The sequence below is a fragment of the Micromonospora sp. CA-246542 genome (assembly GCF_050942905.1).
GTDB lineage: Bacteria > Actinomycetota > Actinomycetes > Mycobacteriales > Micromonosporaceae > Micromonospora.
The window spans coordinates 2557125-2582212 of sequence record NZ_CP192040.1 but is presented as its reverse complement, the minus strand read 5'-3'; the positions used below and the strand labels follow the sequence as shown (position 1 = coordinate 2582212).

Below are 25088 nucleotides of genomic sequence, written 5' to 3'. Positions count from 1 at the left end.
CTCCCCCGGTTCGTCGCAGCGCCCCTGTCCGGTCCACCATTCTCCGCCGCGACCCGCCCGGGGCGATGGGTTTCGCGACAATTCACCGCCGTGCTCAGGATCCGGACGCTAGGTGGCCCGCCACTTCTGGTTGGCGTTGCCGGTGCACTGCCAGATCTGCAACTGGGCGCCGTTGTCCGGGTTCGATTCGACCACGTCGACGCACCTGTCCGCCTTGGTGTTCACCAGGTCGTACGCCTTGTTGAGGGTGAACTTCTGCGACGACGCTCCGGAGCATTCGGCCAGGATGACGGCGGCCCCGTCCTGGGTGGAGTGGCCCGCGACGTCCAGGCACATGCCCATGGAACGGACCGTGCCGTCCGACGGGAAGGTCCACAGCTGTTTGGCGGTGCGCCGGCAGTCCCAGATCTGCGGTCGCGCGCCGGCGTAGGGGTTGCCGTCCTGGATGTCGATGCAGCGATCACTGGCGAAGCTGGAGATCTGCTTGCCGGCGGGTGCGCTGGACTTCGTCGGAGACGGCGGCGGAGCGGACGGCTGCTGCGCCTGGTTCCGCGGTGCGGTCGACGTGCCGCTGCCGGTTCCGGTGGACGCCGGCGCCTCGACGCTGGTCGACGGTGGCGGGCCGGGGAACCGGGACGGAGCCGTCGCCGCCGGTAGGCCCTGGAAACCATCCGTGATCAGCGCGAACACGGGCGTGCTGGCGGACCATTCGGCGGCGGAGGTGGTCCAGTCGATGGAGTACGCGTGCCCGTTGTGGCCGACGAACAGGCGGCTCGCCATGCGGGTCGGCGTGTCGTCCCGGTCGGTGTACGTCCACTCCCATTCGGCGGCCCGCGCCTGGTAGCGCAGCGCCGCGAGCCGGACCGGCCGGTACTGGGTGTACCGCCCGCGTTCCGCGTCCTCGCGCTGCCGCAGGGCGGCGACCAGGTCCGCCGGGACGGCCCGAAGCTCGTTGATGACGAGCACCCGGCTGCCGTCCTGCTCGCGGAAGACGACGCGCTCGCCGTCGCGCCGCGCCGGCCAACCGTCCGGAACCGGCACGAGGAAGCGGGGGTCGTCGCGGTAGTAGCGCCATCCGGCGGGCGCGGGCGGCAGCGCCCGGGACACCGGCATCTCCGCGATGTTCGGGTTGGCGCTCGGGTCCGACGATCCGAGGACGCCCGCACCGCCCAGCATTCCGCCGTATCGCAGCGACGCCGTCACCACCAGGACGAGCAGCAGCGCGGCGGCCAGCGACCCGATCAACCGAGCCCGACGACGGCGCGGTGGCCCTGGCGACGGCTCGTGGTGGACCGTCGACGACGCGGCCGGGCCGTCGGCGGTGACGAACTCGGGCACGATCGCCGGACGGGACACCGGGTCGGTGGCGTCGTTGCCGGCCATGTCATCGGCGCTGACCACCGGCACGGTGGGGGCGCCGGCATCCGACACCGGGACGGCGGGCGCGACCACCGCGGGCGCTGCCACGGCGGGCACGGCCACGGCGGGCGCGACCACCGCAGGCGCTGCCACGGCGGGCATTGTCCGGGTGGAGTGCGTCTCGGGGGCGGCGGCCTGACGCAGCAGTCGCTCGGCTTCGTCCGCGCCGATCCGTTGGTCCGGCTCCCGCCGCAACAGTCCTTCCAGGAGCGGGGTCAGCCGACCGGCTCGCTGGGCCGGCGGTGGCGGCTCGGTGGCCAGGGCCGCCAGCGTGGCGAGCGGCGACGAGCGGTGGTACGGGGTGCGCCCCTCGACGGCCGCGTAGAGGGTGGCGCCGAGTGACCACAGGTCGGCGGCCGGCCCCACGTCGCCGTCGGTGGCCCGCTCGGGCGCGAGGAACGCCGGCGAGCCGAGCACCATCCCGGTCTGGGTCATCCGTGGGTCGCCCGGAAGGGTGGCCAGACCGAAGTCGGTCAGCACCACCCTGCCGTCGTCGCCGAGCAGCACGTTGGCCGGCTTGACGTCGCGGTGCAGCACGCCGGCCCGATGTGCGGCTCGCAGCGCGCCCAGGAGGCCCAGCCCGATCCGCGCGGCGCGGTCCACCGGCATCGGCCCGTCGGCTTCGAGCACCTGGTGCAGCGACCGGGACGGGACGAGTTCCATCACGATCAGGGGGTCGCCGCCTGAGTGCAGAACATCGAAGACGCGTACCACGTTGGGGTGGCCCAGGCGGGCGACGGCCCGCGCCTCGCGCATGGACCGTTCGCGCAGCTCGCGGCGTTCGTCGTCGCGCAGGCCGGGCGGTGCCACCAGTTCCTTGATGGCGACGTCGCGCTGAAGCATCTCGTCGCGGGCCTGCCACACGCGGCCCATCCCGCCCTGGCCGAGGGGACGGACCAGCCGGTAACGATCGGCGATCAACTGTCGAGGGGCATCGGGCACGTCAGGAAGGTACCGGGCGTTGTTTACACACCCAATTTCTCGGGACCGTCAATAAGCGGCAGTTGGCTTTTTCACATAAGGCTTCCGGTGACAACCATCCGCCATTCGATACATATGCGCCGTTGACCTGGCCCAGTCGCCCAGAGCAACGTTACCGACACGTATATCGGCAGTGCCGCAAATTAGTCATGAATTCAAATTTAGCTAGGCCGAGCGCCCAACTACCGCCGGAGTGGAGGTGAGGTATCGGGCCTCGATTGCCGCTGAAGGATTCGGCCCCTCAACCAACTCTCAAAAGATATTGGAACATCCCAAAGCGGGAAAGGCAGGCGTTGCCCGCCCGTAGTCGCTGCACTACGGTGCGGCACATGCGCTCCCGCCCGCTCTGCTATGCCGATGCGGCTCGTCTGCTTGGCAGCCCGGAAAATCCCGTGATACGAGCCGTCGGCGCGACGAGCGGCGTAGCTGCCGCCGGCCTGACCGCGGCTGGCCTCGGCGGAGCCGACCTCCTTTCCCTGGGCCGCGAACTGATCACCTGGGGCAACTCGGCAATGGCCGGCCTGCACGAGCGGATCGCTGGCCTACGGCGTTTCGACCGCACGCAACGTCTCGTAGCCGCCCACGCGATCATCGTCGTCACCGCCTTCTACGAGGCATTTGAGATCGCCCTGGCCGACCATCCGGAGGTCGACCTGGCCGATGCCGCACTGACCGCCGGCGAACAGGTCGCCATCACCACCTCGACGGCGGTCGTCGATCGCTACGCCGACCTGGTGCGGGTGCTCATCGACACACCGCCTCCGATGCCCGCGCCGCACCAACCCTTCGAGGCGACGATCGCCGCGCTCGGCGGTTACTTCGGATCAGCGGCGGCAGCCTTGCGGGACTTCCTGCACGGTCTCAGCGCCTTCGAGGGACGCGACGACCGGGTCACCGAGACCATCGCGGCCATCGAAGGAGACGTACGGCGGATCGCGATTGACCGGTATACGCAGGCGTACCGGGCACTCATCACGCAGGCCCCCGAGTTCGGGGTCTGGGCGAGCATGGTCGACACCGAGGCCACCCGCGCGCTGCTACGGGACTCGGTCGCCGACCTGTCCAGACAGCTTGCCGATCTGCGCGCCGTGTCGGCTGCGACCGCCGTCGACGCCGTCCTGGCCGGTCTCGGCCGGCGGTACCGGGCCGGATTGGACCGAGCCATCCTGGCCTCCGCGCATGCGCCTCGCCACGTCGTGCTTCCCAGCCTGGGCAAGGGCTACGTCAACCCGCACGGCCGGGTCGCGGTGGCCGGGCCCTACGATCTTCCCGCCACCGAGACGTGGTGGTCACGGTCCACCCGCCTCGATGACGTCCATGCCTTCCTGCTGGCGCACCTGACCGGACCGAACGCCGTCGAGAGCCCGCTCGTCGTACTGGGCCAACCCGGCTCGGGCAAGTCCGCGATGACGAGGGTTCTCGCCGCCCGGCTTCCTCCGGCCGACTTCCTGGTCATCCGAGTCGAACTACGCAACGTTCCCGCTGACTCCTCGATCCAGGGGCAGATCGAGGAGGCGCTCGTGCAGATGCTCGGCGAACGGGTCTCCTGGCCCGACCTCGCCCGCCGCGCGGGCGACGCGCTGCCCGTCGTCATCCTGGACGGCTTCGACGAGTTGCTGCAAGCCACCGGGATCAACCACGCGGACTACCTCGACCAGATCCGGCTGTTTCAGCAGCGCGAGGAGGAACTTGACCGCCCGGTCGCCGTGCTCGTCACCAGCCGTACCGTGGTCGCCGACCGAGCGCGGTTCCCGGACAAGTCCGTGGTGCTGCGACTCGAACCGTTCGGAGAACCGCAGATCCGGGCGTGGCTCGACGTGTGGAACGACCACAACGGTGCCAGCCTCACCGCCCGGGGGTTGCGGCCGTTGTCCGCCGAAACAGCCCTCGCACATGGCGAGTTGGCGAGTCAGCCACTGCTGCTTCTCCTGCTGGCGCTCTATGACGCGGGTGACAACGGCCTGCAGAACGCCGAGGGCGACATGCGCCGCGTGGAACTCTACGAACGACTCTTCGCTGATTTCGTCGAACGCGAGGTCGACAAACAGGAGCGCGGCCACACCGACGACCAACGCGCCCACGAGATCGCTGCGGAATGGCGCCGTCTGATGGCGGTCGCCATCGCCATCCTGAACCGGAGCGGTGAGGTGATCCTGGAAGCCGAACTGGATGCTGACATCCCGCACCTGCTGTGGAAAGAAGACCTGCGCTCGCCGTCGGCCGAGTCCGCCGACCGGGCGCTCACCATGAGCCAGCTGATGGTCGGTCGGTTCTTCTTCATCCACGAGTCGCGAGCGACCCGGGACACCAGCGGACCGGAACGCAGCTTCGAATTCCTGCACGCCACCTTCGGCGATTTTCTGGCCGCCCGACAGATTGTCTCCGCCCTTGTCGATCTCGCCGAAGAACGCGTCCATCAGCGACGGCGTCAGGGTGTGATCGATCCCGGCCCGTTGTACGGGGCGACATCATTCGTCACCATCACCCGGCGAACTCCGCTGTGGGAGTTCTGCCGGGGAATGCTCGGGCGACTGGACCCACGGCGGCGTGGGATCTGCCGCGAGCTGGCCCTGGAGCTCCTGCCTGACGTCGGATACCCCCACCCCACCTGGACGAGAGGCGAATACGAACCTCGGCGGACACCGGCCGCCGTGCGGCAGGCGGCGTTCTCGGCGAACCTGGCCTGCTTCGTGCTGCTGTTGTCGGACGGCCCCGTGGACGCGGTCGAGTTGGTCGGGGAGCCGGTCGTCGACAACTGGCGACGGCTGGCGTTGCTGTGGCAGAGCCAGCTCGACGCCGAGGACCGCAAGCGGATGTGGCAGACGCTTCGGGTGGCCTGGCGGCTGGATGTGTCTCCCACCCGCCTGGAGGTACGCCCCGAGGACGGCGCCGAGATCAGCGTCTACGAGTCGCTGCCCTGGCCACCGGATACCCGTCCGGACACCCAGCCGCTTGATCGTCGGGTAGCTGCCATGGCGCCGGACGTGTTCGTCGCGGCGGACAGCCGCATCGGGCGGTCCCTGCGTCGGTCGGCGTTCGTGCAGACCGGACACGACGTTCGGGAATGCCTCTACGACCTGATGCCGTACTGGCAAGAGGCCGGCGTTCCCGGTCTGCACCAGATCGACGGCGAGCCGTTCCTGGTGTCCGAGGCGGCGCTCTTTCTGCAACTACTGCTGTCGCCACCGGATCCGCAGAGGCGCGACATGCGGGCCGAGCAGTACGCCTGGGCCTTCGCGCTCACGCCCCTGCCACGGCAGCGGAGCCTGCTCATCCGGCAACTGGTCGACGATGCTCCGGGATTCTCCGCGGCGAACCTGAGGAAGATCTTCGGATGCCTCAGGATGGACGACCTCGTGAGCAACCCGACGGAGAGCGAACGGATCGTGACCACGGTGGCGGCGCGCGAGGATGACGGGCCAACGCTCGCGGAAGGACTGCTGCGCGCTGTTCAGCGCGGCGTACCTACCGAACCGATCGGGCCCGCCCGTGAGCAGGTCACTCACCTGCGCCGGATGCTCGGCCTGGCGGATCCGTTCGCGCTCCCGGACCGGCCCTCCCGATAGATGGTCGGCTTCGGTGGAACCCCCTGCGGTCGCGCCGCTCGCCTCGCAACGCGGTCACGTCCTCGTCAGCGATGAGCAGGCGACCGCAGAGGGCTCCCAAGCTCCGGATCAGGTTCTCACACCTGCGGTAACCGCCTCGTCGTCTTCGGACCGCCGCGGCTCGGACTCCTCGTCGTCGTGGTGGTCGAGCATGGTCGCCTCGTCGAACGGATCGTCGCCGCGCAGGACCTCGGCCGCCCGCTCCCGGTCGAACTCGCCGGTCCAGGTGCCCACCAGCACGGTCGCCACCGCGTTGCCGGCAAAGTTGGTCAGCGCCCGCGCCTCGGACATGAAGCGGTCGATGCCGACGATCAGGCCGACCCCGTCGACGAGGTCCGGGCGGTGCGACTGGAGGCCACCGGCCAGCGTGGCCAGCCCGGCGCCGGTGACGCCGGCCGCGCCCTTGGACGCGATCACCATGAACAGCAGCAGCGAGATCTGCTCCCCGACCGCGAGCGGCTTGCCCAGCGCGTCGGCGATGAACAGCGACGCCATGGTCAGATAGATGGCCGTGCCGTCGAGGTTGAACGAGTAGCCGGTCGGCACGGTGATGCCGACGACCGGCTTGCTGACGCCGAAGTGCTCCATCTTGGCGATCAGGCGGGGTAGCGCCGACTCCGACGACGACGTCGAGAGGATCAGCAGGAACTCCCGACCCAGGTAGCGCAGCAGCGAGAAGATCGAGATCCGGGCGATGAACCAGAGCAGCGCGCCCAGCACCACCAGCACGAAGATCAGGCAGGTGACGTAGAAGCCGACCATGATCTGGGCGAGGCTCTTGAGGGCGTCCACGCCGGTCGCGCCGACCACGGCGGCCATCGCGCCGAACGCGCCGACCGGCGCCAGCCACATGATCATCGCGAGGACCTTGAAGACGACCCGTTGGATGACGGCGATCGCGCCGAGCACCGGCTCACCGCGCCGTCCCATGGCCTGGACGGCGAAGCCGACGAGCAGTGCGACCAGCAGCGTCTGGAGCACCTCGCCCTCGGTGAGCGCGGAGAGCAGCGTCGTCGGGATGATCCCGAGGAGGAACTCCGTCGTACCGCCGGCTTCGTCTCCGGCGGCGGCCTTGCCGGCGCCCGCGAGGTCTTGGCCCAGGTTGAGGCCGGAGCCGGGGTGGATGATGTTGCCGACGACCAGGCCGATGGCGAGCGCCACGGTCGACATCGTCAGGAAGTAGCCGAGGGCCAGGCCGCCGACCTTGCCGACCTTCGCGGCCTGCCGGACCGAACCGACGCCGAGCACGATGGTGCAGAAGATGACCGGGCTGATCATCATCTTGATGAGGTTGACGAAGCCCGTGCCGATGGGCTTGAGTTCCTTGCCGAAATCGGGGGCGACCAGGCCGACGACGATGCCGGCGAGCACGGCCACGATGACGGCCAGATACAGGTAACGGGTACGGTCCCGGCGGGCCGACGGTTCCGCCGTGGTGGTGGATGCGGTGGTGTCCATGTCGACAATGTGAAGCGCGTCTCACCCATTGACAGCCTTGCGGTCATTCTGTTCACCGCTGACCGGAGAAGTCCGAGGAGGTGCCGGAGGTGGCCCGACGGCAGTGGAGCATCGCGGGGCAGCTCTTCGCCCTCCAGGCGGTGGTGGTGACCCTGCTCGTGCTGGCCGGGGCGGCGGGCGCCGTCTGGCTGGCCCGCGCCGACTCCCGCCAGGCCGCGCGGGAGGAGGTGCTCGCGGTCGCCCAGACCGTCGCCGGCTCCCCCGACGTCCGCGCGGCCCTCACGACCGCCGACCCCGCCCGCATCCTCCAGCCGTACGCCGATTCGACCCGCAAGGCCACGGGCACGGACTTCGTGGTCGTGATGGCCCCCGACCGCACCCGCTTCTCCCATCCCACGCTGGACCAGATCGGCGAGCCGTTCGTCGGCGAGATCGGGCCCGCCCTGGCGGGCCACGCGTTCACCACCACCAACGTCGGAACGCTCGGCGAGTCGGTGCGCGCGGTCGTCCCGGTGTACGACCAGCAGGGGCGCATCGTCGGCCTGGTCTCGGTCGGCATCACCACCCGCGCGATCAACCGGAAGCTGCTGCGCCAGCTCCCCGTGCTGCTCGGCGTCGCGCTACCGGCGCTCGCTCTCGCCGCGACCGGTTCGTGGCTGCTCAGCCGCCGCCTGCGCCGCCAGACCCACGGCCTGGGACCGACGCAGATGACCCGGATGTACGAGTACTACGACGCGGTCCTGCACTCGGTGCGCGAGGGTCTCGTGGTGCTGACCACCGACCGGCGGGTGGCGTTGATCAACGACGAGGGTCGGCGACTGCTGGGCCTCGACGCCGACGAGCCGGTCACCGACCAGCCGGTGGCCGAGGTCGACCTGCCACCGGCGGTGGCCGAGTTGCTCGCGGCCGGCCGCGACGCCCTCGACGAGCCTCTGCTGGCCGGTGACCGGGTGCTGGTGGCCAACCAGCGGACCGCCCGCTTCGAGGGGGCGGCGCTCGGCACCGTACTGACCCTGCGCGACCAGACCGAGCTACGGACCCTGGCCAGCGAGCTGGACTCGGTGCGCGCGCTCACCCAGGCGTTGCAGGCGCAGACGCACGAGTCGGCCAACCGGCTGCACACCGTCCTCACGCTGGTGGAGCTGGGCCGCGCCGACGAGGCGGTCCGACTCGGCACCCGGGACCTCGCCCTCGCCCAGCAACTGACCGACCGGGTGGTCGACGCGGTCACCGAGCCGGCCCTGGCCGCCCTGCTGCTCGGCAAGTCCGCGCAGGCCGGAGAGCGCGGCGTGGACCTGGTGATCGAACCGGACTGCCACCTCGACGACAGCCCGCTGCCGACCAACGACCTGCTCACCGTCGTCGGCAACCTGGTCGACAACGCCCTGGAGGCCGTCGCCGGCACGCCCCCGCCGCGCACCGTGCGGGTCTTCGTCGGCACCGTCGACGACGAACTCGTGGTTCGGGTCGCCGACAGCGGACCCGGGCTGGCGAAGGAGCGGGTGGCGGACGCCTTCCGGCGCGGCTGGTCCACCAAGAGCACCGGGCGGGGGCTCGGGTTGGCGCTGATCGGGCAGGTGGTCCGCCGTCACGGCGGAAGCGCCGAGGTGACCCGCTCGGACGCCGGCGGCAGCCTGTTCACCGTCCGGCTCCCGGGGCCACGGTCGTGAACGACATCCGGGTGCTCGTGGTCGAGGACGAGCCGCTGCTGGCCGAGGCGCACGCCGCGTACACCGAGCGGGTGCCCGGTTTCGCGGTGGTCGGGGTGGCACACACGGCACGGGCGGCGATGGCGGCCCTGCGCGCCAACGACGGCGGCGACGTGGACCTCGTACTCCTGGATTTTGGGCTGCCCGACCTGCACGGCCTGGACGTCTGCCGGGCGCTGCGCGCGGCCGGCAGCAGCGTCGACGTCCTCGCCGTGACGTCCGCGCGGGACCTCGCGGTGGTGCGCACCGCGGTCTCCCTCGGGGTGACGCACTACCTGCTCAAGCCGTTCACGTTCGCGGCGTTCCGCGACAAGCTGGACCGCTACGCGGACTACCGGGCACAGGCGCTCGCCGACGGCGAGGTGGCCGCCCAGCACGACGTGGACCGGATGTTCGCCACGCTGCGCGGCGCGACCGGGCACAGCCTGCCCAAGGGGCTCGACGCGCAGACCCTCACCCGGGTACGCGCCGCGCTGGCCGACGGGTCCACTCCCGGGGCGGGGCTGTCCGCGACCGAGGTGAGCGCGGCGACCGGCATCTCCCGGGTGACCGCCCGCCGCTACCTGGAGTACCTGGTGACGATCGACCGCGCGGCCCGCCACCCCCGCTACGGCACCCCCGGCCGCCCGGAGGTTGAATACCGGCCCCGGTGAGCGGGGCGCCGCTCTACGCAGATTTGCGTAGAGCCAGAGCCTTCCGTGGGCTGACGCCAATCCCGGCTGGACTGCGGATAGTCGAGCCGTGACGGATCAATCCATGGTGAAGGCGGAACGGCGCCGCTGGGCCATCGCGACCTGCGTAGCGCTTGTCGTGGCGGCGATCGGCGACGCTGGTCCCGAGATTATCGAGTCCCGCAGCCTGGTCGCCGGTTACGACGGGCCGGGGCCGCTGATCTACCTGGGGGTGGCCGCCATGGTGGCGGCCTTCAGGTGGCGCTTCACGCCGTTGTTGGCGGTGGTGACGGGCGTCTTGTTTCTCTTCGGCGGGTTCTCCGACGCCTCCTTCGTGGGTCGGCTCGGTACCCCGACGGAACCCGTCCAGTTCTACGCGGGATGGCTTCAGATGGCCGGATTCGCCGCGGCTGTGGCGTTCGGGATCGCCGCCGTCTGGGTGCATGGTTCCGTGCCGGCCCGGACAGCGGATGCAGACAGACGACAGGACACTGAGACGGAGGGACCTCGACGGTGAGCGCGATCGTGGCGAGAGTGACGGCGGCCCGCAGAAGCACAAGGTTGTCGCTGTGGGGGCTGGTGGTGGGCATCCTGGGACTGCTCATCCAATGGATCGCGGATCCCGGCAAGTTCCCCCCGTTCCCACCGGGGATCGTCTTCATCGTGGTGTGCGGTGCCTTGGTGGTGTTCACCATTCCGCGCTGGTGGGCACCGGTGTTCTCGGTGCTGATCTCATTGTGGATCGTCCTCGGCGGGTGGGCGGCCGGCCAGCTGACGCCGAATTTCCGATCGGAGAACGCGGGGACTGTCGCGGGCAATGTGGTGATGTCGCTCGGGCTGGTGTTTGCCGCGGCCACGGGGGTCATGGCGATGCTCGGGGCGTGGCGGGCTCGGTGATTCCGGTCGGCCAGACCCTGGCCTGGATCATCAACCCGACCGTGATCAAGGCCGTCGTCCGACCTCGTCGACTGGCGACGCCGTGCGGCGGTGTGGGGTCGGAACCCGGTGGCGGACGGAAGATCCGTTGTTAGACTTGGCCGAGTTGGGCCAGTGACACGACCAGGGAGACCAGACATGGCGGGTGACGACGACATCTCCGGGTGAGACCGGACATGTTCGGCCATCGGTTCGGCGCGCGTGTGCGCGGCCGAGGGTGGCCATTCGTCGCTCCACCGGTCCCGGTTCGTCGTCGGGCGGCTTACGCACGCCCACCCCACCCTTCGAGGTCACGCACCATGTCTGACGCCTTCATCGTCTGCTCGAACCTGTCCTTCTCCTGGCCGGACGACACTCCGGTCTTCTCCGACCTGTCCTTCAGCGTCCCCGGCGGTCGCACCGGTCTGGTCGCGCCCAACGGCGCCGGCAAGAGCACCCTGCTGCGGCTGATCGCCGGGGAGCTGCGGCCCACCGGCGGCAGCGTCACCGTCGACGGTCTGCTCGGGTACCTGCCGCAGACCCTGCCGCTGGCCGGCGACCTGGCCGTGTCGCAGGTGCTCGGCGTCGCCGAACGCATCGCGGCGCTGCACGCCATCGAGGCCGGCGACGCCAGCGAGACGCACTTCGCCACCATCGGCGACGACTGGGACATCGAGGAGCGCACCCGCGCCGAGCTGGATCGCCTCGGTCTGGGCGACCTGTCGCTCGACCGGCCGCTGCACACGCTCAGCGGCGGCCAGGTGGTCTCCCTCGGGCTGGCGGCGCAGTTGCTGCGCCGCCCGGACGTGCTGCTGCTCGACGAGCCGACCAACAACCTGGACCTGGCGGCCCGGCACAAGCTCTACGACGTGCTCACCGACTGGTCCGGGTGTCTGCTGCTGGTCAGCCACGACCGGGAGCTGCTGGACCGGATGGACCGCATCGCCGAGCTGGAACACGGCGAGATCCACTGGTACGGGGGCAACTTCACCGCGTACACGGAGGCGGTGCGGGCGGCCCGCGAGGTGGCCGAGAGCAACCTGCGCAACGCCGAGCAGGAGGTCAAGCGGGAGAAGCGGGAGATGCAGCAGGCCCGCGAACGGGCCGACCGGCGGGCCAGCAACGCCTCGAAGAACCTGAAGAACGCCGGGCTGGCCCGGATCGTCGCCGGTGGGCTGAAGCGCAGCGCGCAGGAGTCGGCGGGCAAGGCCCAGGACACCCACTCCAGCCGCCTCGGTCAGGCCAAGGCCCGACTGGACGAGGCCGGCCGGGCCGTCCGCGAGGAGGACCGGATCGTCGTCGACCTGCCGGACACCACCGTCCCGGCCGGACGGACGGTCTTCACGGGTACGGGGATGCGGGCCCGCTTCGACGGCCGGGACCTGTTCGGCGGCGACGGCGCCGACCTGGTGATCCGGGGTCCGGAGCGGATCGCGCTCACCGGGGCGAACGGCGTGGGCAAGTCGACGCTGCTGCGCCTCGTCAACGGCGACCTCGAACCGGCCGGCGGCGAGATCCGCCGGGCCGACGGGCGGATCGCGTACCTGTCGCAGCGGCTCGACCTGCTGGACCCCGACCGGACGGTGGCGGAGAACTTCGCCGTGTACGCGCCGGGTCTGCCGGACGCGCGGCGGATGAACCTGCTGGCCCGGTTCCTGTTCCGGGGCACCCGGGTGAACCTGCCCGTCGGGGTGCTCTCCGGCGGGGAGCGGCTGCGCGCCACCCTGGCCTGTGTGCTCTGCGCGGAGCCGGCGCCGCAACTGCTGCTGCTCGACGAGCCGACGAACAACCTGGACCTGGTCAGCGTTGGTCAGTTGGAGAGCGCGCTGGCCGCGTACCAGGGGGCGTTCGTGGTGGTGAGCCACGACGAACGGTTCCTGGCCGAGATCGGCGTGCAGCGCTGGCTGCGCCTGACCGACGGCCAGCTCCGCGAGATCGCGGCCCCCGACCAGGGCTGAGCCTGACGGTCCGGCCGGCGCGTGCCGGCCGGACCGAGGCCGGCTCAGCTCACGTTGGCCGGGCCGAGGACGCTCTTCAGGTCACCCATCAGCGCGGTCGTCGCCGCCACCCGGAACGGTCCCAGCCGCAGGGTGGTGGTACGGCCGCCGTTGAGCAGCTTCACGTGCACCTCGGTGTCGCCCGGGTGCAGCACCAGGGTCTCCTTGAGCTTTTCCATGAGCGGCGGCGTGCAGCGGTGCACCGGGATCGTCAGGGTGACCGGCTTGTTGGTGGCGCTGGTGCTCACGTCCGGCATGGACATGTCCATCGCCATGATCCGTGGGGTGTCGTCGCGGCGGTCCACCCGGCCCTTGACCACCACGATGGCGTCCTCGGCGATGTACTGGCCGATCACCTCGTAGGTGTTCGGGAAGAACAGCGTCTCCACACCACCGGCCAGGTCCTCCAGCGTGGCCGAGGCCCAGGCCCGGCCCTGCTTGGTGACCCGCCGTTGGACGCCGGAGAGGATGCCGGCCAGGGTGACGACCGCCCCGTCGGGCACCGCGCCGTCCTCGGCCAGGGACGCGATGGTGGTGTCGGCCGCCGCGCCCAGGATGTGTTCCAGGCCGAACAGCGGGTGGTCGGAGACGTACAGGCCGAGCATCTCGCGCTCGAAGGCCAGCTTGTCGCGCTTCTCCCACTCGCTGTCGCCGATCACCGGCATCACCGTCGTGCTGCCGGTGTCCCCGTCGCCGAAGCCGGCGCCGAACAGGTCGTACTGGCCGACGGCCTCCTTGCGCTTGACGTCGGCGTACGCGTCGATCGCGTCGGCGTGCACCGCGAGCAGGCCCTTGCGGGGGTGCTCCATGGAGTCGAACGCGCCCGCCTTGATCAGCGATTCGATTGTCTTCTTGTTGCAGACCACCGCGTCCACCTTGGACAGGAAGTCGTAGAAGTCGGTGTACTCGCCCTTCTCCTCGCGGCACCGCATGATCGAGGCGACCACGTTTGCGCCGACGTTGCGGACCGCCGCCAGGCCGAAGCGGATGTCCTTGCCGACCGGGGTGAACGGCCCCGCCGAGGTGTTCACGTCCGGCGGCAGCACCTGGATGCGCATCCGGCGGCACTCGGACAGGTACAGCGCCATCTTGTCCTTGTCGTCACCGACCGACGTGAGCAGCCCGGCCATGTATTCGGCCGGGTAGTGCGCCTTGAGGTACGCCGTCCAGTAGGAGACCAGGCCGTACGCGGCGGAGTGCGCCTTGTTGAAGGCGTACCCGGCGAACGGCACCAGGACGTCCCACACGGCCTGGATCGCCTCGTCGGAGTAGCCGCGCTCGCGGCAGCCGTCCCGGAACGGGATGAACTCCTTGTCGAGGATCTCCTTCTTCTTCTTACCCATCGCCCGGCGCAGCAGATCCGCCTGGCCGAGCGTGTAACCGGCGAGGATCTGCGCGGCGCGCTGCACCTGCTCCTGGTAGACGATCAGGCCGTGCGTCGGCGCCAGGATCTCCCGCAGCGGCTCCTCCAGCTCTGGGTGGATCGGCGTGATCTCCTGGAGGTTGTTCTTGCGTAGCGCGTAGTTGGTGTGCGAGTCGACGCCCATCGGACCGGGCCGGTACAGCGCCAGGACGGCGGAGATGTCCTCGAAGTTGTCCGGCTTCATCAACCGCAGCAGCGAGCGCATCGGCCCACCGTCGAGCTGGAACACGCCCAGGGTGTCGCCGCGGGCCAGCAGCTCGTACGCGGCCTTGTCGTCCAACGGCAGACCCAGCAGGTCGAGCTTGAGGCCGTGGTTCAGCTCGATGTTCTTGACCGCGTCGTCGATGATCGTCAGGTTGCGCAGGCCGAGGAAGTCCATCTTCAGCAGCCCGAGCGACTCGCAGGTCGGGTAGTCGAACTGCGTGATGATCGCCCCGTCGGCGTCCCGGCGCATCAGCGGGATGTGCTCGATGATCGGCTCGGCGGACATGATGACGCCGGCGGCGTGCACACCGGTCTGCCGGATCAGCCCCTCGATGCCCTTGGCCGTGTCGATCACCTTGCGCACGTCCGGGTCGGAGTCGTACAGACCCCGGATCTCGCCGGCCTCGGCGTACCGGGGGTGCTTCGGGTCGAAGATGCCGGTGAGCGGAATGTCCTTGCCCATCACGGCCGGCGGCATCGCCTTGGTGATCCGGTCACCGACCGCGTACGGGAAGCCGAGCACCCGCGCCGAGTCCTTGATCGCGGCCTTCGCCTTGATCGTGCCGAAGGTGGCGATCTGGGCGACCTTGTCCTCACCCCACTTGTCGGTGACGTACTTGATCACCTCGCCGCGCCGACGCTCGTCGAAGTCGATGTCGACATCCGGCATCGAGACACGCTCGGGGTTGAGGAACCGCTCGAAGATCAGCCCGTGCGGGATCGGGTCCAGGTCGGTGATGCCCAACGCGTACGCGACGAGCGAGCCGGCGGCCGAACCACGGCCCGGGCCCACCGCGATGCCCTGGTTCTTGGCCCACTGGATGAAGTCGGCGACCACGAGGAAGTACGACGGGAAGCCCATCTGGTTGATGACGCCCAGCTCGTACTCGGCCTGGACGACGTGCCCCTCCGGAATGCCGTTCGGGTAGCGGCGGGCCAGCCCGGCGAAGGTCTCCTTGCGGAACCAGGACTCCTCGGTCTCGCCCTCGGGCACAGGGAAGCGTGGCATCAGGTTGTGGAACTCGAACATGCCCTTCGGGTCGACCTTCTCGGCGACCAGCAGGGTGTTGCGGCAGCCCTGCTGCCACAGCTCGGACGAGTCGACCGCGCGCATCTGGTCGGCGCTCTTGACGAAGTAGCCGCCGCCCTCGAACCGGAACCGGTTGGGGTCGTCGATGTTGCTGCCGGTCTGCACGCACAGCAGCACGTCGTGCGCGGTGGCCTGCGCCTCGTGCGTGTAGTGCGAGTCGTTGGTGACGACCGGCGGGATGTCCAGCTTGCGGGCGATCTCGGTGAGCCCCTCGCGGACCCGGCTCTCGATGGAGAGGCCGTGATCCATGATCTCCAGGAAGTAGTTCTCCTTGCCGAAGATGTCCTGGTAGCTCGCGGCGACCTTGAGCGCCTCGTCGAACTGCCCCAGCCGCAGCCGGGTCTGCACCGCCCCCGACGGGCAGCCGGTGGTCGCCATGATCCCCTCGGCGTGCTCGGCGATCAGCTCCATGTCCATCCGGGGCCACTTGACGTAGTGCCCCTCCATGGACGCCCGCGAGTTGAGGGTGAACAGGTTCTTCAGGCCCTGCGCGTTCTTCGCCCACATGGTCTTGTGGGTGATCGCGCCATTACCCGAGACGTCGTCGCTCTTCTGCTCCGGCCGACCCCACTTGACCCGCGCCTTGTGGTAGCGCGACTCCGGCGCCACGTACGCCTCGACGCCCAGGATCGGCGTGATCCCGGCGGCCATCGCCTGGTTGTAGAAGTCGTTCGCGCCGTGCATGTTGCCGTGGTCGGTGATCGCCACCGCCGGCATGCCCAGCCGGTTGGCCTCGGCGAACAGGTCCTTCAACCGGGCCGCTCCGTCGAGCATCGAGTACTCGGTGTGCACGTGCAGATGCGCGAACGAATCAGCCATGCGTGGCGCCCCCCGGCGGTGTGGATCTAGGTGGTCGGAGCCGACCGGCACCTACCCTACCGAGGTGATCTCGGCGGCTCCACCGTCCGCGCCGAGGGTGGCCCGCGTCTCCTGTTCGCACCGGACAGGCCTAGGCTCGACGGGTGGCGAGGTACTACGACGTACACCCGGCGAACCCGCAGCCCCGCGTGATCCGGCAGGTTGCCGACCTGGTCCGCGGCGGCGGCCTGGTCGCCTATCCGACGGACTCCTGCTATGCGTTGGGCATCCAGCTCGGTAACCAGGACGGGCTGGACCGGATCCGGCAGATCCGGCACCTCGACGACCGGCACCACTTCACCCTGGTCTGCCGGGACTTCGCGCAGCTCGGCCAGTTCGTCCAGATCAACAATGCCGTGTTCCGGCTGGTGAAGGCCTCCACGCCGGGCAGCTACACGTTCATCCTGCCGGCCACCAAGGAGGTGCCCCGCCGGATGCTGCACCCGAAGAAGCGCACCGTCGGCGTGCGGGTCCCCCGGCACACCGTCACCCAGGCGCTGCTCGCCGAGCTGGGCGAACCGTTGGTGTCCAGCACGCTGACGCTGCCCGGCGAGGACGAGCCGATGACGCAGGGGTGGGAGATCAAGGAACAGCTCGACCACCAGCTCGACGCGGTGCTGGACGCCGGCGAGTGCGGCATGGAGCCGACGACGGTGATCGACCTGTCCGGGCCGGAGCCGGAGATCCTGCGCCGGGGCGCCGGAGACGTGTCCCGCTTCGAGTAGCCCGGGTCGGGTGCCGGACCGGACGAGGGCAGACCAGCACCGACGGCCGTACGCTTGAGGATCGGCCACCGGCGAGCATTGGACACCCGGCATGCCCGACCCCGCTGACCTCGACGCCCTGGCCCGCCGCGCCGCGCGGGGCGACCCGGCGGCGCTGGACGCCCTGTTGGTCGCGGTGCGTCCGGAGGCGCTGCGGCTGTGCGCCCGATTCCTGCCCAACCGCCAGGACGCCGAGGAAGCCTGCCAGGACACGCTCCTGGCGCTGGCTGGCGGCATCACCCGGTTCGAGGGCCGCTCCTCGTTCCGTACCTGGCTGCACCGACTGGCCGCCAATCGGGCCCGCTCCACGTACCGCACGTTGCGTCGCCGCTGCCGACTGGAGGCCGGCGGTGTTCCGGTGCCCGATCAGGCCGATCCCCGGCGGACCAGCGTGGTCGCGGGCACCCGCCTCGATCTGCTCGACGCGTTCGACTCGGTCCACCCCGACCACGCCGAGGTGGTGGCCCTGCGCGACGTGCTCGGGCTGAGCTACCCCGAGATCGCCACCCTGCTCGACGTTCCGGTGGGCACGGTGAAGTCCCGGTTGCACCTGGCCCGGAGGCAGGTCCGGCAACGGCTCGGCGGCGGATGATCCCGGCATCGTTCCGCCGGCTCACCGTCGTCCTCGCGGCCACCGTGGCTGTCGCCGCCTGCGGCGCCGACGCCGTCTCGCCGCTGCCCGTCCAGCCGCCCGGCCCGACCCGTTCGACGCCGACGCCCCCGGCGACCTCCGCGACCCCCGCGCCCAGCGCATCGCCGTCCCGACCGCCGCCGACCAGCGGGCGCCCGCCCGCACCACCCACACCAAGGGGTACGCCCCGAACGACTCCCCCGCCGACCGCCGCGACCCCGGCCTGTCGGGGCGCGGTCCGCTACGACCTGCCGCTCGCCGAGACCGAGATCGAGCTGCTGCGATCGCTCTGCTTCGCGACCGGTGCGGTGCTGCGGATCCAGGGCATCGGGCCCGGACTCGTCACCGTGGACCGGCCGGACCTGGTCTCCCAGCAGTACGAGGCGGGCGTGGTGGACGTCCGCTTCGTCCGCCCCGGCACCGTCGCCGTGACGATCCCCAAGGAGGGCCGGGAGCACACCATCACCGTGGTGGTCCGCTGACCCGCGCCCGGCGACACGGTCTGCCCACGGGCGGGTCAGCGCACCCGTACACCGGCGAGCAGGGTGTCCACGAACTCGGGCCCGCTGCCCACCGGCGGGACGATCTGCACGTACACCAGGGCGGACCCGCCGGGGTGCCGGCCGGCCGACTCGACGATCCACGGCCGGCCCTGGTCGCAGGCATAGAGCACCACCGTCCACTCCACGCTCGCCTGTCGGGTGGTGCGGGCCGGCGCGGGCGCGCAGTCCCCATGCGTACGCTCGGCCAGGAACCCGGCCGGCGTGGTGCGTGCCGCCGTGGCGGCCGACAGGCCGACGAACGCGCCGGGCAGTCGGGGTCGGCGGCCCAGCGGCGGGGTCGCGGCGACATCACCAGGGCTGGTTCGGGTTCGCCGTCGGCGCCGTACTGGCCGGCCCAGGTCGCTCCCGTGGCGGACCAGCCGGGCGGTAACGCCACGGTCAACGGCCCGGTCGTGTACGAGTCGCCGGCCGACCGGCCCGACCCGGTGCCGACCGGCTCGGCGGCCACCTGGCTCACCGCGACGGCGACCACGAGAGCCACCCCGGTCAGCAGCGACCGGCGTGGACGGCGCGGTGGCGGCCCCTGCCGCGCGCTCACGGCAACCGGGCCGGCCGGTCTGCGCGCCGGGTCACTCGCGCGGGCCAGCGCGGCGTGCAGGGCGGCGGCGTCGGGATAGCGGTCGTCCGGGTGGAACGCGGTGGCCCGGGCGAGCACCGCCGCGACTCCCGGCGGCACGCCGTCGCGGAGTCGGATCTGCGGGGCGGGTCGCGGCGGATCGGGTCGGTGGGGATGCGCGCCCGTCGGGTCGGCGGCCAGCAGCCGGACGCCGAGCCGGCCGAGCCCGTACACGTCGGCGCGGGTGTCGACCACCGCTCCCGGATGGTCCTGCTCAGGGGCCATGTAGCCGGGGGTGCCGGCCCGGGCGGTCAGCCCCGAGGCGGCGGCGAGCGCCTTGGCGAGGCCGAGGTCGGCGATCAGCACCTGCTCGGCGCCCTCGGGCCCGGCGGAGCGGAACAGGACGTTGCCCGGGGTGAGGTCACGGTGCACCACACCGTGCCGGTGCAGTACGGCGACCCCGGCGCAGACCTCGCCGAGCAGCCGCAGCGCGGTCGGCGCGGGGATCTCACCGTGGGCGAGGCGGTCCCGCAGGCTCCCCCGGTCCGCCCAGGCCAGGACCGCGTACGGCCGGCCGTCGGGCAACTCACCGACGGTGTGCACCCGGATCAGCCGCTCGTGCTCCAGACGGCGCAACAGTCGGGCCTCGTCGAGGAAGCGTTCCCGGACCCGCAGGTCGTGGCTCCAGTTCTCGGCCAGCACCTTGATCGCCACCCGCGTGTCGAGCACCGCGTCGTAGCCCAACCAGACCGTCGCGAACGAGCCGACGCCCAACAGTCGCTCGATGGCGTAGGGCCCGATCCGCTGCGGAGCCGTCACCGTGTCACCCCCGGCCAGCACGGTCCCTTCACAGTAGACCGGTCCGGTCGGAAACCCGACGAACCGCTGCGGCCGGCGCGGTGACTAACAGGGCAGGAGACCCATTACCGAAGGAGCCCACCATGAACCGTCCGTCGATCCTTCTCACCACTGCCGCGCTCGCGCTCGGCACGCTCGTCCCGATGACCGTCGCCGGCCCGGCGGCGGCAGCGCTCCCGGCCGGCGGCGCCTCGGCGTACAGCCCGCTCGCCGCCGGGCACACCCACCCGCAGGTACTCAGCGTCGGCGGCGCCGGCGCGTACCGGATCGGTGCCAGCCTGGCGGCGCTCACCGCGGCCGGCCGCATCGACTGGACCGCGCCGGGCTGCGGCACGGTGATCCACGCCGGTGCGACCGGCTCCTGGGCCGGTGTCCTTCTGCTGGCTTTCCGCGACGGACAACTGGTGGAGGTCGGTACGGCCACCGCGCCGCCGCAGTCGCCGGCCGGGGCCCGGGTCGGCATGTCCTTCGCGGAGTTGGAGGCGATCTACGGCCCGCGCGGGTCGCTGATCCGTAACGACGCGGGGGACGCCGAGGCGTACCTGGTTCGCGTCGGGTCGCGGGTGGAGCTGTTCACCGGGCACCCGATCCGGCCGGGCGTGGGCTACTTCCAGGTCGGCCCGGCCAACTTCGTCGAGCGGAACTTCCGCCAGGGCGTGTCCTGCTGAGTGTGACCAGGTGGCGGGGCGTCCGGTGTCGACCGGGCGCCCCGCACGTCACAGCGCCCCGAGCTGGGGTTGGCAAACACGATGATGTCGCAGTGGACAACACTGTGTGGCACACAGTATGGTGTGACACATGGTTAGCGAGGACGTTCTACGGACGCATCTGCAGGAGTTGCGTCGAGGCACCGTCGTGGTGGCCAGCCTGGTCGCGCTCCGGCGACCGGACTACGGCTACGCACTGCTGCAACGGCTCACCGACCACGGCTTCCCGGTGGACGCCAACACGCTCTACCCGCTGCTGCGCCGCCTGGAGGACCAGGGCCTGCTGACCAGCGAGTGGAACACCGAGGAGAGCCGGCCGCGCAAGTTCTACCGGACCAGCGACGAGGGCGAGTCGATGCTGAGCCGGCTCCTGGACGACCTCGCCGCCGTGCAGACCTCCATCACCGGCCTGATCCAAGGAGTCGACCGATGAACACCCTGACCGATCGCTACCTCGCCGCCACCCTGCGCTCGGTGCCCGCCCCGCGCCGCGAGGAGATCGCCAGCGAGTTGCGCGCCTCCATCGAGGACATGATCGAGGACCGGACGGGGGGCGGCGCGGACGCGACAGTCGCCGAGCGGGAGGTGCTCACCGAACTGGGCAACCCCGACCGGTTGGCCGCCCGTTACGCCGACCGCCGGCTCCAGCTCCTCGGCCCGACCTACTACCTGATCTGGCTGCGGCTGCTGAAGCTGCTGCTCAGCTTCATCCCGGCGCTCGCCGGCGCGGTCGTCGCGGTCGTCGCGGCCGTCGAGGGCAAGGGCTTCGGCGCCATCGGCCCGGGCCTCGTCGTCGCCCTGCACGTGGCAGTGCACATCTGCTTCTGGCTCACCCTGGTCTTCGTCCTCATCGAGCGGTCCCAGTCGCCCGTCGACCTGCCCGAATGGACCGTCGACGAACTGCCCGACGTCCCCGCGCACCGGGACATCTCGCTCGTCGACACCATCGCGACGGTGACGATGCTGGTGGTGTTCATCGGCTACCTGCCCTTGCAGCACTTCCAGTCCTGGGTACGCGACACCGACGGTGACAACATCCCGCTCCTCGACCCGGCTCTCTGGTCGTTCTGGCTGCCGGCGCTGATCGGCGTACTGGCCCTCGACGTGGTGTTCGAGATCGTCAAGTACCGGATCGGGCGCTGGAGCTGGCGGCTGTTCGCGACCAAGGCGCTGCTCAACCTGGCGTTCACGGTGCCGGTGGTCTGGCTGGCGCTCTCCGACCGACTGCTCAACCCGGCCCTCGGCGAGCGGCTCGACTGGCTGGCGGTCGCGGACAATCGCGAGATCCTCGCGATCATCATCGCGCTGAGCACCGCCGGGATCGCGGTGTGGGAACTGATCGACACCGCCCTGAAGACCCGCCGCCAGACCACCTGAGCGGCACCCGGGACGGCGGCCCGGCGCGGACATCCGCGCCGGGCCGCAGTTCTGCGCGAGCCCACCTGCCCGTACGGCATCGGCCAGGACGAGTCCGAGGCCGGACAGAGAGCTTCGGCGGGACCACGCTAGGCGACGGCCTGTCCTACCATCCATGGATACCGGTCGAAGGGTGGTCCGATGATGGACGGATTCGAGGCCGTTCTGGCGCAGGCACGGCAGGCGTTGCAGTCGGTGCGGTCGGACGAGGACGACCATGACGCACCCGCCGCCGACGGCACCGGCACCGCCTGCGAGGGGCTGGTGCAGGTGCGCACCGAGGGTCGACGGTTGGCCGAGGTGAGCATCAGCCCTCGCGCGCTGCGGCTCCCCGCCGAGGATCTCGCGGAGGGTTTGCGCGCGGCTGCCAATGCGGCGCTGGCCGAGGTAGAGGCGAGATCGACAGTGGAGTCGCCACCGATCACGGACCCGGTCGCCCTGTCCGAGGAGTTGGAGCGGTTGCAGGAGCAGAGCGCGCGGCAGCTGGCCCGCTACACCCGGTCGATCGACGAGACCCTCGCACGTATGCGGGAGCGGGGCTAGGCGGTGGCCGGCTTCGAGGTCGATCCCGAGTCGTTACGGGGCAGCGCCGAGTCGCTCGACCAGGTGGTGGACCGGCTGGCCGACGCGCTCAGCGAGTTCGAGAGCACCGTGCAGTCCCTCGGCGAGCCGTGGGGGTCCGACGACATCGGCACCCTGATCGGCGAGTTGTACACGGGTATCCACGATCTGGCGATGAGCTGTTTCGAGGGCAACGGTGAGGTGCTCGGGCAGTTCGCCCAGGGCCTGCACACCATGGCCGACACCTTCGAGGAGGTCGATCAGGAGATCGACGCCGGGCTGCGCCGGATCGGTCAGCTCCTGGGCGAGGGGTGAGACGTTGGGCCTGCAACTGCCCGGAGAGCTGGCGTCCCTGCTCGGTCTGCTGGGATACAGCTGGCCGGAGGCCGACGAGGAGAAACTGTTCGAGCTGGGTCAGCACTGGCTGGGCCTCGCCGCGACGGTGCAGGCGGTCGGCGACGAGGCGCAACGCACCGGCCAGGCGGTCTGGACGAGCAACAGTGGTCAGGCCGTGAGCGCATTCCAGACGAGGTGGAGTGGTGCGGAGGCGCCGGTCACCAATCTGGGCAACGGCGTCACGGCCGCGCAGGGGGTCGCGGTGGGGCTCTTCGTCGCCGCCGGCGTGGTCCTGACCCTCAAGATCAGTGTCATCGTGCAGTTGGTGATCCTGGCGGTGCAGATCGCACAGGCGATCGCCACCGCGGTCGCCACGTTCGGGGCCTCTCTCCTCGAGATCCCGATCTTCAAGATGATCACCTCGCTGATCATCGACCAGTTGCTGGACCTCGCCGTCGGAGCCCTGCTCAATGGCTAAAGGCAAGCTGCGCCGGCTGAGACGACAGGGGCGCGGTGGCTTCGCGCGCGGCGTCTTCGGTCCTCTCGGGGATCTGCTGCGCCCCGGCCAGGATCTCCGGAACCTCAACCTGCCGGGCAACCGGCTGCGCTACCCGGGCGCCACACCCTTTCCGGTCCGATCGCTGCGTGGGGTGTCCATCTCGTCACTACGCCGGCAGCGACCTCGCCACTGGACCGAGACCCCGACCCGCAACAACGAGGGTTTCGTCTGGACCGACGAGAACGGCGTCGACCGGCTGCGGTTCATGCGCCCAACCGGGGAGAACGCGAGCGCCGGCGACTGGAGCCGCCAGGCCAACGGCTATCTGCGCTGGCAGTCGTCGCAGTCCGGAGACACCCCGGCGGAGCACCTCTTTCTCGACCAGGACGGCAACGTGGTGGACAGGAATGATCCACTGTTCGCCGAGAAGACCCATATCGTGTACGAAGGCCCTTATCCATGATCCACGAGGGAGGCCACCCTTGGAGCCCATGCACGACCCACGCGAGGCGCTCGACCACATCATGGAGGCGCTCGTCTTCAGCTACCGGTTCGATGCGGAGCGCCGGACGTTCGTCCTGGTCACCGAGTTCCCCCGGAAGTCACCGGGCAGCATCCGCGAGTTCGCCGCGTTCGTGTTCGCCGACGTCGAGTTCGAGCGCCTGAGCGGGAACCTCCCGCCCTACCAGCGGTTCCACGAGGCGTACGACGGTGTCGGTCCGGGCGGCATGGTAGTGCAGGACGTCCAGCATCGCGACGTGGGATCCGGCCGGCAGCGGTTGGAGCTGTGGTTCGGCAACAACTTCGGCGGCGTGGCCGTCGTCTTCGGCTCGCTGGTCGGCTATACGCGTGGGTCGACGGCGGAGCAGGTCGGGCCGCGCCAGTGGGTCTACCGGGACTCCCGTACCAACGAGCGCTTCGATTTCGACTTCCCGTTCCCGACCCTGGTCGGCCCGACGGCCTGACGCAGGGCCCACCACAGGTGATCGACTCCGTTTCACGGAAAGCGGGGTGTCCGCACGCGGCGGACACCCCGCTTTTCATGAAGTCGAGTCGATCAAGGGCCGGACCTCAGGCGTCGACGGCGGCCATCACGTCGTCGGAGACGTCGAAGTTGGCGTAGACGTTCTGCACGTCGTCGCAGTCCTCCAGGACGTCGATCAGCTTGAAGATCTTGCGGGCGCCCTCTTCGTCCAGCGGGACGTTCATGCTGGGGATCAGGGAGGACTCGGCCGACTCGTACTCGATGCCGGCGTCCTGCAACGCCGTCCGCACCGGGATCAGGTCGGTCGGCTCGGAGACGACCTCGAACGCCTCACCGAGGTCGTTGACCTCCTCGGCGCCGGCGTCGAGGACGGCCATCATGACATCGTCCTCGCTGGTGCCCTCCTTGGGCACGATCACCACGCCCTTGCGGGAGAACATGTACGACACCGAGCCGGCGTCGGCGAGCGAGCCGCCGTTGCGGGTCAGCGCGGTGCGCACCTCGGTGGCCGCCCGGTTGCGGTTGTCGGTGAGGCACTCGATGAGCATGGCCACACCGTTCGGGCCGTACCCCTCGTACATGATGGTCTGCCAGTCGGCGCCGCCGGCCTCCAGACCGGAGCCGCGCTTGACGGCGCGGTCGATGTTGTCGTTGGGAACCGAGCTCTTCTTCGCCTTCTGGATGGCGTCGAACAGCGTCGGGTTACCGGCCGGGTCGCCGCCGCCGGTCCGGGCGGCCACCTCGACGTTCTTGATCAGCTTGGCGAACATCTTGCCGCGCTTGGCGTCGATGACGGCCTTCTTGTGCTTGGTGGTCGCCCACTTTGAGTGGCCGGACATCTTCTACCTCCGTCTGTCATTGCACGCCTGCGTCGACTGCCGC

At 70.3% G+C, this 25088-nt stretch carries 22 protein-coding genes; 17 read left to right on the top strand and 5 right to left on the bottom strand.

All coding sequences use genetic code 11. The annotated features are described in order from the left end of the window. Positions 1 to 108 precede the first annotated feature (108 nt). A complete protein-coding gene (locus tag ACQP0N_RS12105) occupies positions 109 to 2361 on the bottom strand; it encodes a protein kinase domain-containing protein (protein ID WP_433120028.1) in 2253 nt (750 codons plus the stop codon). A gap of 368 nt (positions 2362 to 2729) precedes the next feature. On the opposite strand from ACQP0N_RS12105, the gene ACQP0N_RS12100 reads away from it, so the two are divergent. Then, the gene (locus ACQP0N_RS12100) at positions 2730 to 5966 is read left to right on the top strand and encodes an NACHT domain-containing protein (RefSeq protein WP_433120026.1); all 3237 of its coding nucleotides are present in this window, start codon (positions 2730 to 2732) and stop codon (positions 5964 to 5966) included. A gap of 108 nt (positions 5967 to 6074) precedes the next feature. Here the strand turns inward: ACQP0N_RS12100 and ACQP0N_RS12095 are convergent, their stop codons facing one another. Further along, the gene (locus ACQP0N_RS12095; protein WP_433120024.1) at positions 6075 to 7463 is read right to left on the bottom strand and encodes a cation:dicarboxylate symporter family transporter; all 1389 of its coding nucleotides are present in this window, start codon (positions 7461 to 7463) and stop codon (positions 6075 to 6077) included. Between the two features lie 89 nt (positions 7464 to 7552). Here ACQP0N_RS12095 and ACQP0N_RS12090 point away from each other — a divergent pair, with 89 nt between their 5' ends. From ACQP0N_RS12090 to abc-f, 5 genes are all read left to right on the top strand, one after another. Beyond that, complete coding sequence (locus tag ACQP0N_RS12090; protein WP_433120022.1) at positions 7553 to 9133, top strand: ATP-binding protein; 1581 nt, start codon at positions 7553 to 7555, stop codon at positions 9131 to 9133. Next, the gene (locus ACQP0N_RS12085; protein ID WP_433120020.1) at positions 9130 to 9825 is read left to right on the top strand and encodes a response regulator; all 696 of its coding nucleotides are present in this window, start codon (positions 9130 to 9132) and stop codon (positions 9823 to 9825) included. Before ACQP0N_RS12090 ends, ACQP0N_RS12085 begins: the two co-directional genes overlap by 4 nt. 103 nt (positions 9826 to 9928) lie before the next feature. After that, the gene (locus ACQP0N_RS12080) at positions 9929 to 10360 is read left to right on the top strand and encodes a hypothetical protein (protein WP_433120018.1); all 432 of its coding nucleotides are present in this window, start codon (positions 9929 to 9931) and stop codon (positions 10358 to 10360) included. Further along, a complete protein-coding gene (locus tag ACQP0N_RS12075) occupies positions 10357 to 10740 on the top strand; it encodes a hypothetical protein (protein WP_433120016.1) in 384 nt (127 codons plus the stop codon). Before ACQP0N_RS12080 ends, ACQP0N_RS12075 begins: the two co-directional genes overlap by 4 nt. A gap of 338 nt (positions 10741 to 11078) precedes the next feature. Continuing rightward, positions 11079 to 12716 carry a ribosomal protection-like ABC-F family protein gene (gene abc-f / locus ACQP0N_RS12070; RefSeq protein WP_433120014.1) on the top strand — a complete coding sequence of 546 codons (1638 nt, stop codon included), beginning with the start codon at positions 11079 to 11081 and terminating at the stop codon, positions 12714 to 12716. A gap of 44 nt (positions 12717 to 12760) precedes the next feature. Here the strand turns inward: abc-f and dnaE are convergent, their stop codons facing one another. Next, complete coding sequence (gene dnaE, locus ACQP0N_RS12065) at positions 12761 to 16291, bottom strand: DNA polymerase III subunit alpha (RefSeq protein ID WP_433120012.1); 3531 nt, start codon at positions 16289 to 16291, stop codon at positions 12761 to 12763. 143 nt (positions 16292 to 16434) lie between these two features. Between dnaE and ACQP0N_RS12060 the strand changes: the two genes are divergently transcribed. The 3 genes from ACQP0N_RS12060 (at position 16435) to ACQP0N_RS12050 (ending at position 18207) form a co-directional block, all read left to right on the top strand. After that, on the top strand, positions 16435 to 17055 hold the full coding sequence (locus ACQP0N_RS12060) for an L-threonylcarbamoyladenylate synthase (protein ID WP_433120010.1): 621 nt from the start codon (positions 16435 to 16437) through the stop codon (positions 17053 to 17055). Between the two features lie 91 nt (positions 17056 to 17146). Continuing rightward, entirely contained in the window at positions 17147 to 17686 is a 540-nt protein-coding gene (locus ACQP0N_RS12055; RefSeq protein WP_355053467.1) for an RNA polymerase sigma factor, read from the top strand. After that, positions 17683 to 18207, top strand: coding sequence for a hypothetical protein (locus ACQP0N_RS12050; protein ID WP_433120008.1), 525 nt, complete (start codon positions 17683 to 17685; stop codon positions 18205 to 18207). The genes ACQP0N_RS12055 and ACQP0N_RS12050 overlap by 4 nt, the downstream gene beginning before the upstream one ends. Here the strand turns inward: ACQP0N_RS12050 and ACQP0N_RS12045 are convergent. Next, complete coding sequence (locus ACQP0N_RS12045) at positions 18188 to 19663, bottom strand: serine/threonine-protein kinase (RefSeq protein WP_433120006.1); 1476 nt, start codon at positions 19661 to 19663, stop codon at positions 18188 to 18190. The genes ACQP0N_RS12050 and ACQP0N_RS12045 overlap by 20 nt on opposite strands. Positions 19664 to 19785: 122 nt before the next feature. Between ACQP0N_RS12045 and ACQP0N_RS12040 the strand changes: the two genes are divergently transcribed. From ACQP0N_RS12040 to ACQP0N_RS12005, 8 genes are all read left to right on the top strand, one after another. Next, complete coding sequence (locus tag ACQP0N_RS12040; RefSeq protein ID WP_433120004.1) at positions 19786 to 20370, top strand: hypothetical protein; 585 nt, start codon at positions 19786 to 19788, stop codon at positions 20368 to 20370. Between the two features lie 130 nt (positions 20371 to 20500). Continuing rightward, positions 20501 to 20842 (top strand): PadR family transcriptional regulator, encoded by a 342-nt coding sequence (locus tag ACQP0N_RS12035; RefSeq protein WP_110564981.1) that lies wholly within the window; start codon positions 20501 to 20503, stop codon positions 20840 to 20842. Further along, a complete protein-coding gene (locus ACQP0N_RS12030; RefSeq protein ID WP_433120002.1) occupies positions 20839 to 21786 on the top strand; it encodes a permease prefix domain 1-containing protein in 948 nt (315 codons plus the stop codon). Before ACQP0N_RS12035 ends, ACQP0N_RS12030 begins: the two co-directional genes overlap by 4 nt. Before the next feature lie 180 nt (positions 21787 to 21966). Next, complete coding sequence (locus ACQP0N_RS12025) at positions 21967 to 22368, top strand: hypothetical protein (protein ID WP_433120000.1); 402 nt, start codon at positions 21967 to 21969, stop codon at positions 22366 to 22368. 3 nt (positions 22369 to 22371) lie between these two features. Beyond that, positions 22372 to 22701: a WXG100 family type VII secretion target gene (locus ACQP0N_RS12020; RefSeq protein ID WP_433119998.1), complete on the top strand. Its 330-nt coding sequence runs from the start codon at positions 22372 to 22374 to the stop codon at positions 22699 to 22701. 4 nt (positions 22702 to 22705) lie between these two features. Continuing rightward, a complete protein-coding gene (locus ACQP0N_RS12015; RefSeq protein ID WP_433119996.1) occupies positions 22706 to 23200 on the top strand; it encodes a hypothetical protein in 495 nt (164 codons plus the stop codon). Beyond that, positions 23193 to 23684 carry a hypothetical protein gene (locus ACQP0N_RS12010; protein ID WP_433119994.1) on the top strand — a complete coding sequence of 164 codons (492 nt, stop codon included), beginning with the start codon at positions 23193 to 23195 and terminating at the stop codon, positions 23682 to 23684. The genes ACQP0N_RS12015 and ACQP0N_RS12010 overlap by 8 nt, the downstream gene beginning before the upstream one ends. 28 nt (positions 23685 to 23712) lie before the next feature. Then, positions 23713 to 24186 carry a hypothetical protein gene (locus ACQP0N_RS12005; protein ID WP_433119992.1) on the top strand — a complete coding sequence of 158 codons (474 nt, stop codon included), beginning with the start codon at positions 23713 to 23715 and terminating at the stop codon, positions 24184 to 24186. Between the two features lie 106 nt (positions 24187 to 24292). On the opposite strand, the gene ACQP0N_RS12000 is transcribed toward ACQP0N_RS12005, so the two are convergent. After that, positions 24293 to 25045, bottom strand: coding sequence for a YebC/PmpR family DNA-binding transcriptional regulator (locus ACQP0N_RS12000; RefSeq protein ID WP_355053461.1), 753 nt, complete (start codon positions 25043 to 25045; stop codon positions 24293 to 24295). Positions 25046 to 25088 lie beyond the last annotated feature (43 nt).

Coding starts and splice junctions, on each gene's coding strand:
- ACQP0N_RS12100 (WP_433120026.1), top strand. CDS start 2,730: ATGCGCTCCCGCCCGCTCTGCTATGCCGATGCGGCTCGTCTGCTTGGC.
- ACQP0N_RS12095 (WP_433120024.1), bottom strand. CDS start 7,463: ATGGACACCACCGCATCCACCACCACGGCGGAACCGTCGGCCCGCCGG.
- ACQP0N_RS12080 (WP_433120018.1), top strand. CDS start 9,929: ATGGTGAAGGCGGAACGGCGCCGCTGGGCCATCGCGACCTGCGTAGCG.
- abc-f (WP_433120014.1), top strand. CDS start 11,079: ATGTCTGACGCCTTCATCGTCTGCTCGAACCTGTCCTTCTCCTGGCCG.
- dnaE (WP_433120012.1), bottom strand. CDS start 16,291: ATGGCTGATTCGTTCGCGCATCTGCACGTGCACACCGAGTACTCGATG.
- ACQP0N_RS12055 (WP_355053467.1), top strand. CDS start 17,147: ATGCCCGACCCCGCTGACCTCGACGCCCTGGCCCGCCGCGCCGCGCGG.
- ACQP0N_RS12050 (WP_433120008.1), top strand. CDS start 17,683: ATGATCCCGGCATCGTTCCGCCGGCTCACCGTCGTCCTCGCGGCCACC.
- ACQP0N_RS12040 (WP_433120004.1), top strand. CDS start 19,786: ATGAACCGTCCGTCGATCCTTCTCACCACTGCCGCGCTCGCGCTCGGC.
- ACQP0N_RS12035 (WP_110564981.1), top strand. CDS start 20,501: ATGGTTAGCGAGGACGTTCTACGGACGCATCTGCAGGAGTTGCGTCGA.
- ACQP0N_RS12030 (WP_433120002.1), top strand. CDS start 20,839: ATGAACACCCTGACCGATCGCTACCTCGCCGCCACCCTGCGCTCGGTG.
- ACQP0N_RS12025 (WP_433120000.1), top strand. CDS start 21,967: ATGATGGACGGATTCGAGGCCGTTCTGGCGCAGGCACGGCAGGCGTTG.
- ACQP0N_RS12010 (WP_433119994.1), top strand. CDS start 23,193: ATGGCTAAAGGCAAGCTGCGCCGGCTGAGACGACAGGGGCGCGGTGGC.
- ACQP0N_RS12005 (WP_433119992.1), top strand. CDS start 23,713: ATGCACGACCCACGCGAGGCGCTCGACCACATCATGGAGGCGCTCGTC.
- ACQP0N_RS12000 (WP_355053461.1), bottom strand. CDS start 25,045: ATGTCCGGCCACTCAAAGTGGGCGACCACCAAGCACAAGAAGGCCGTC.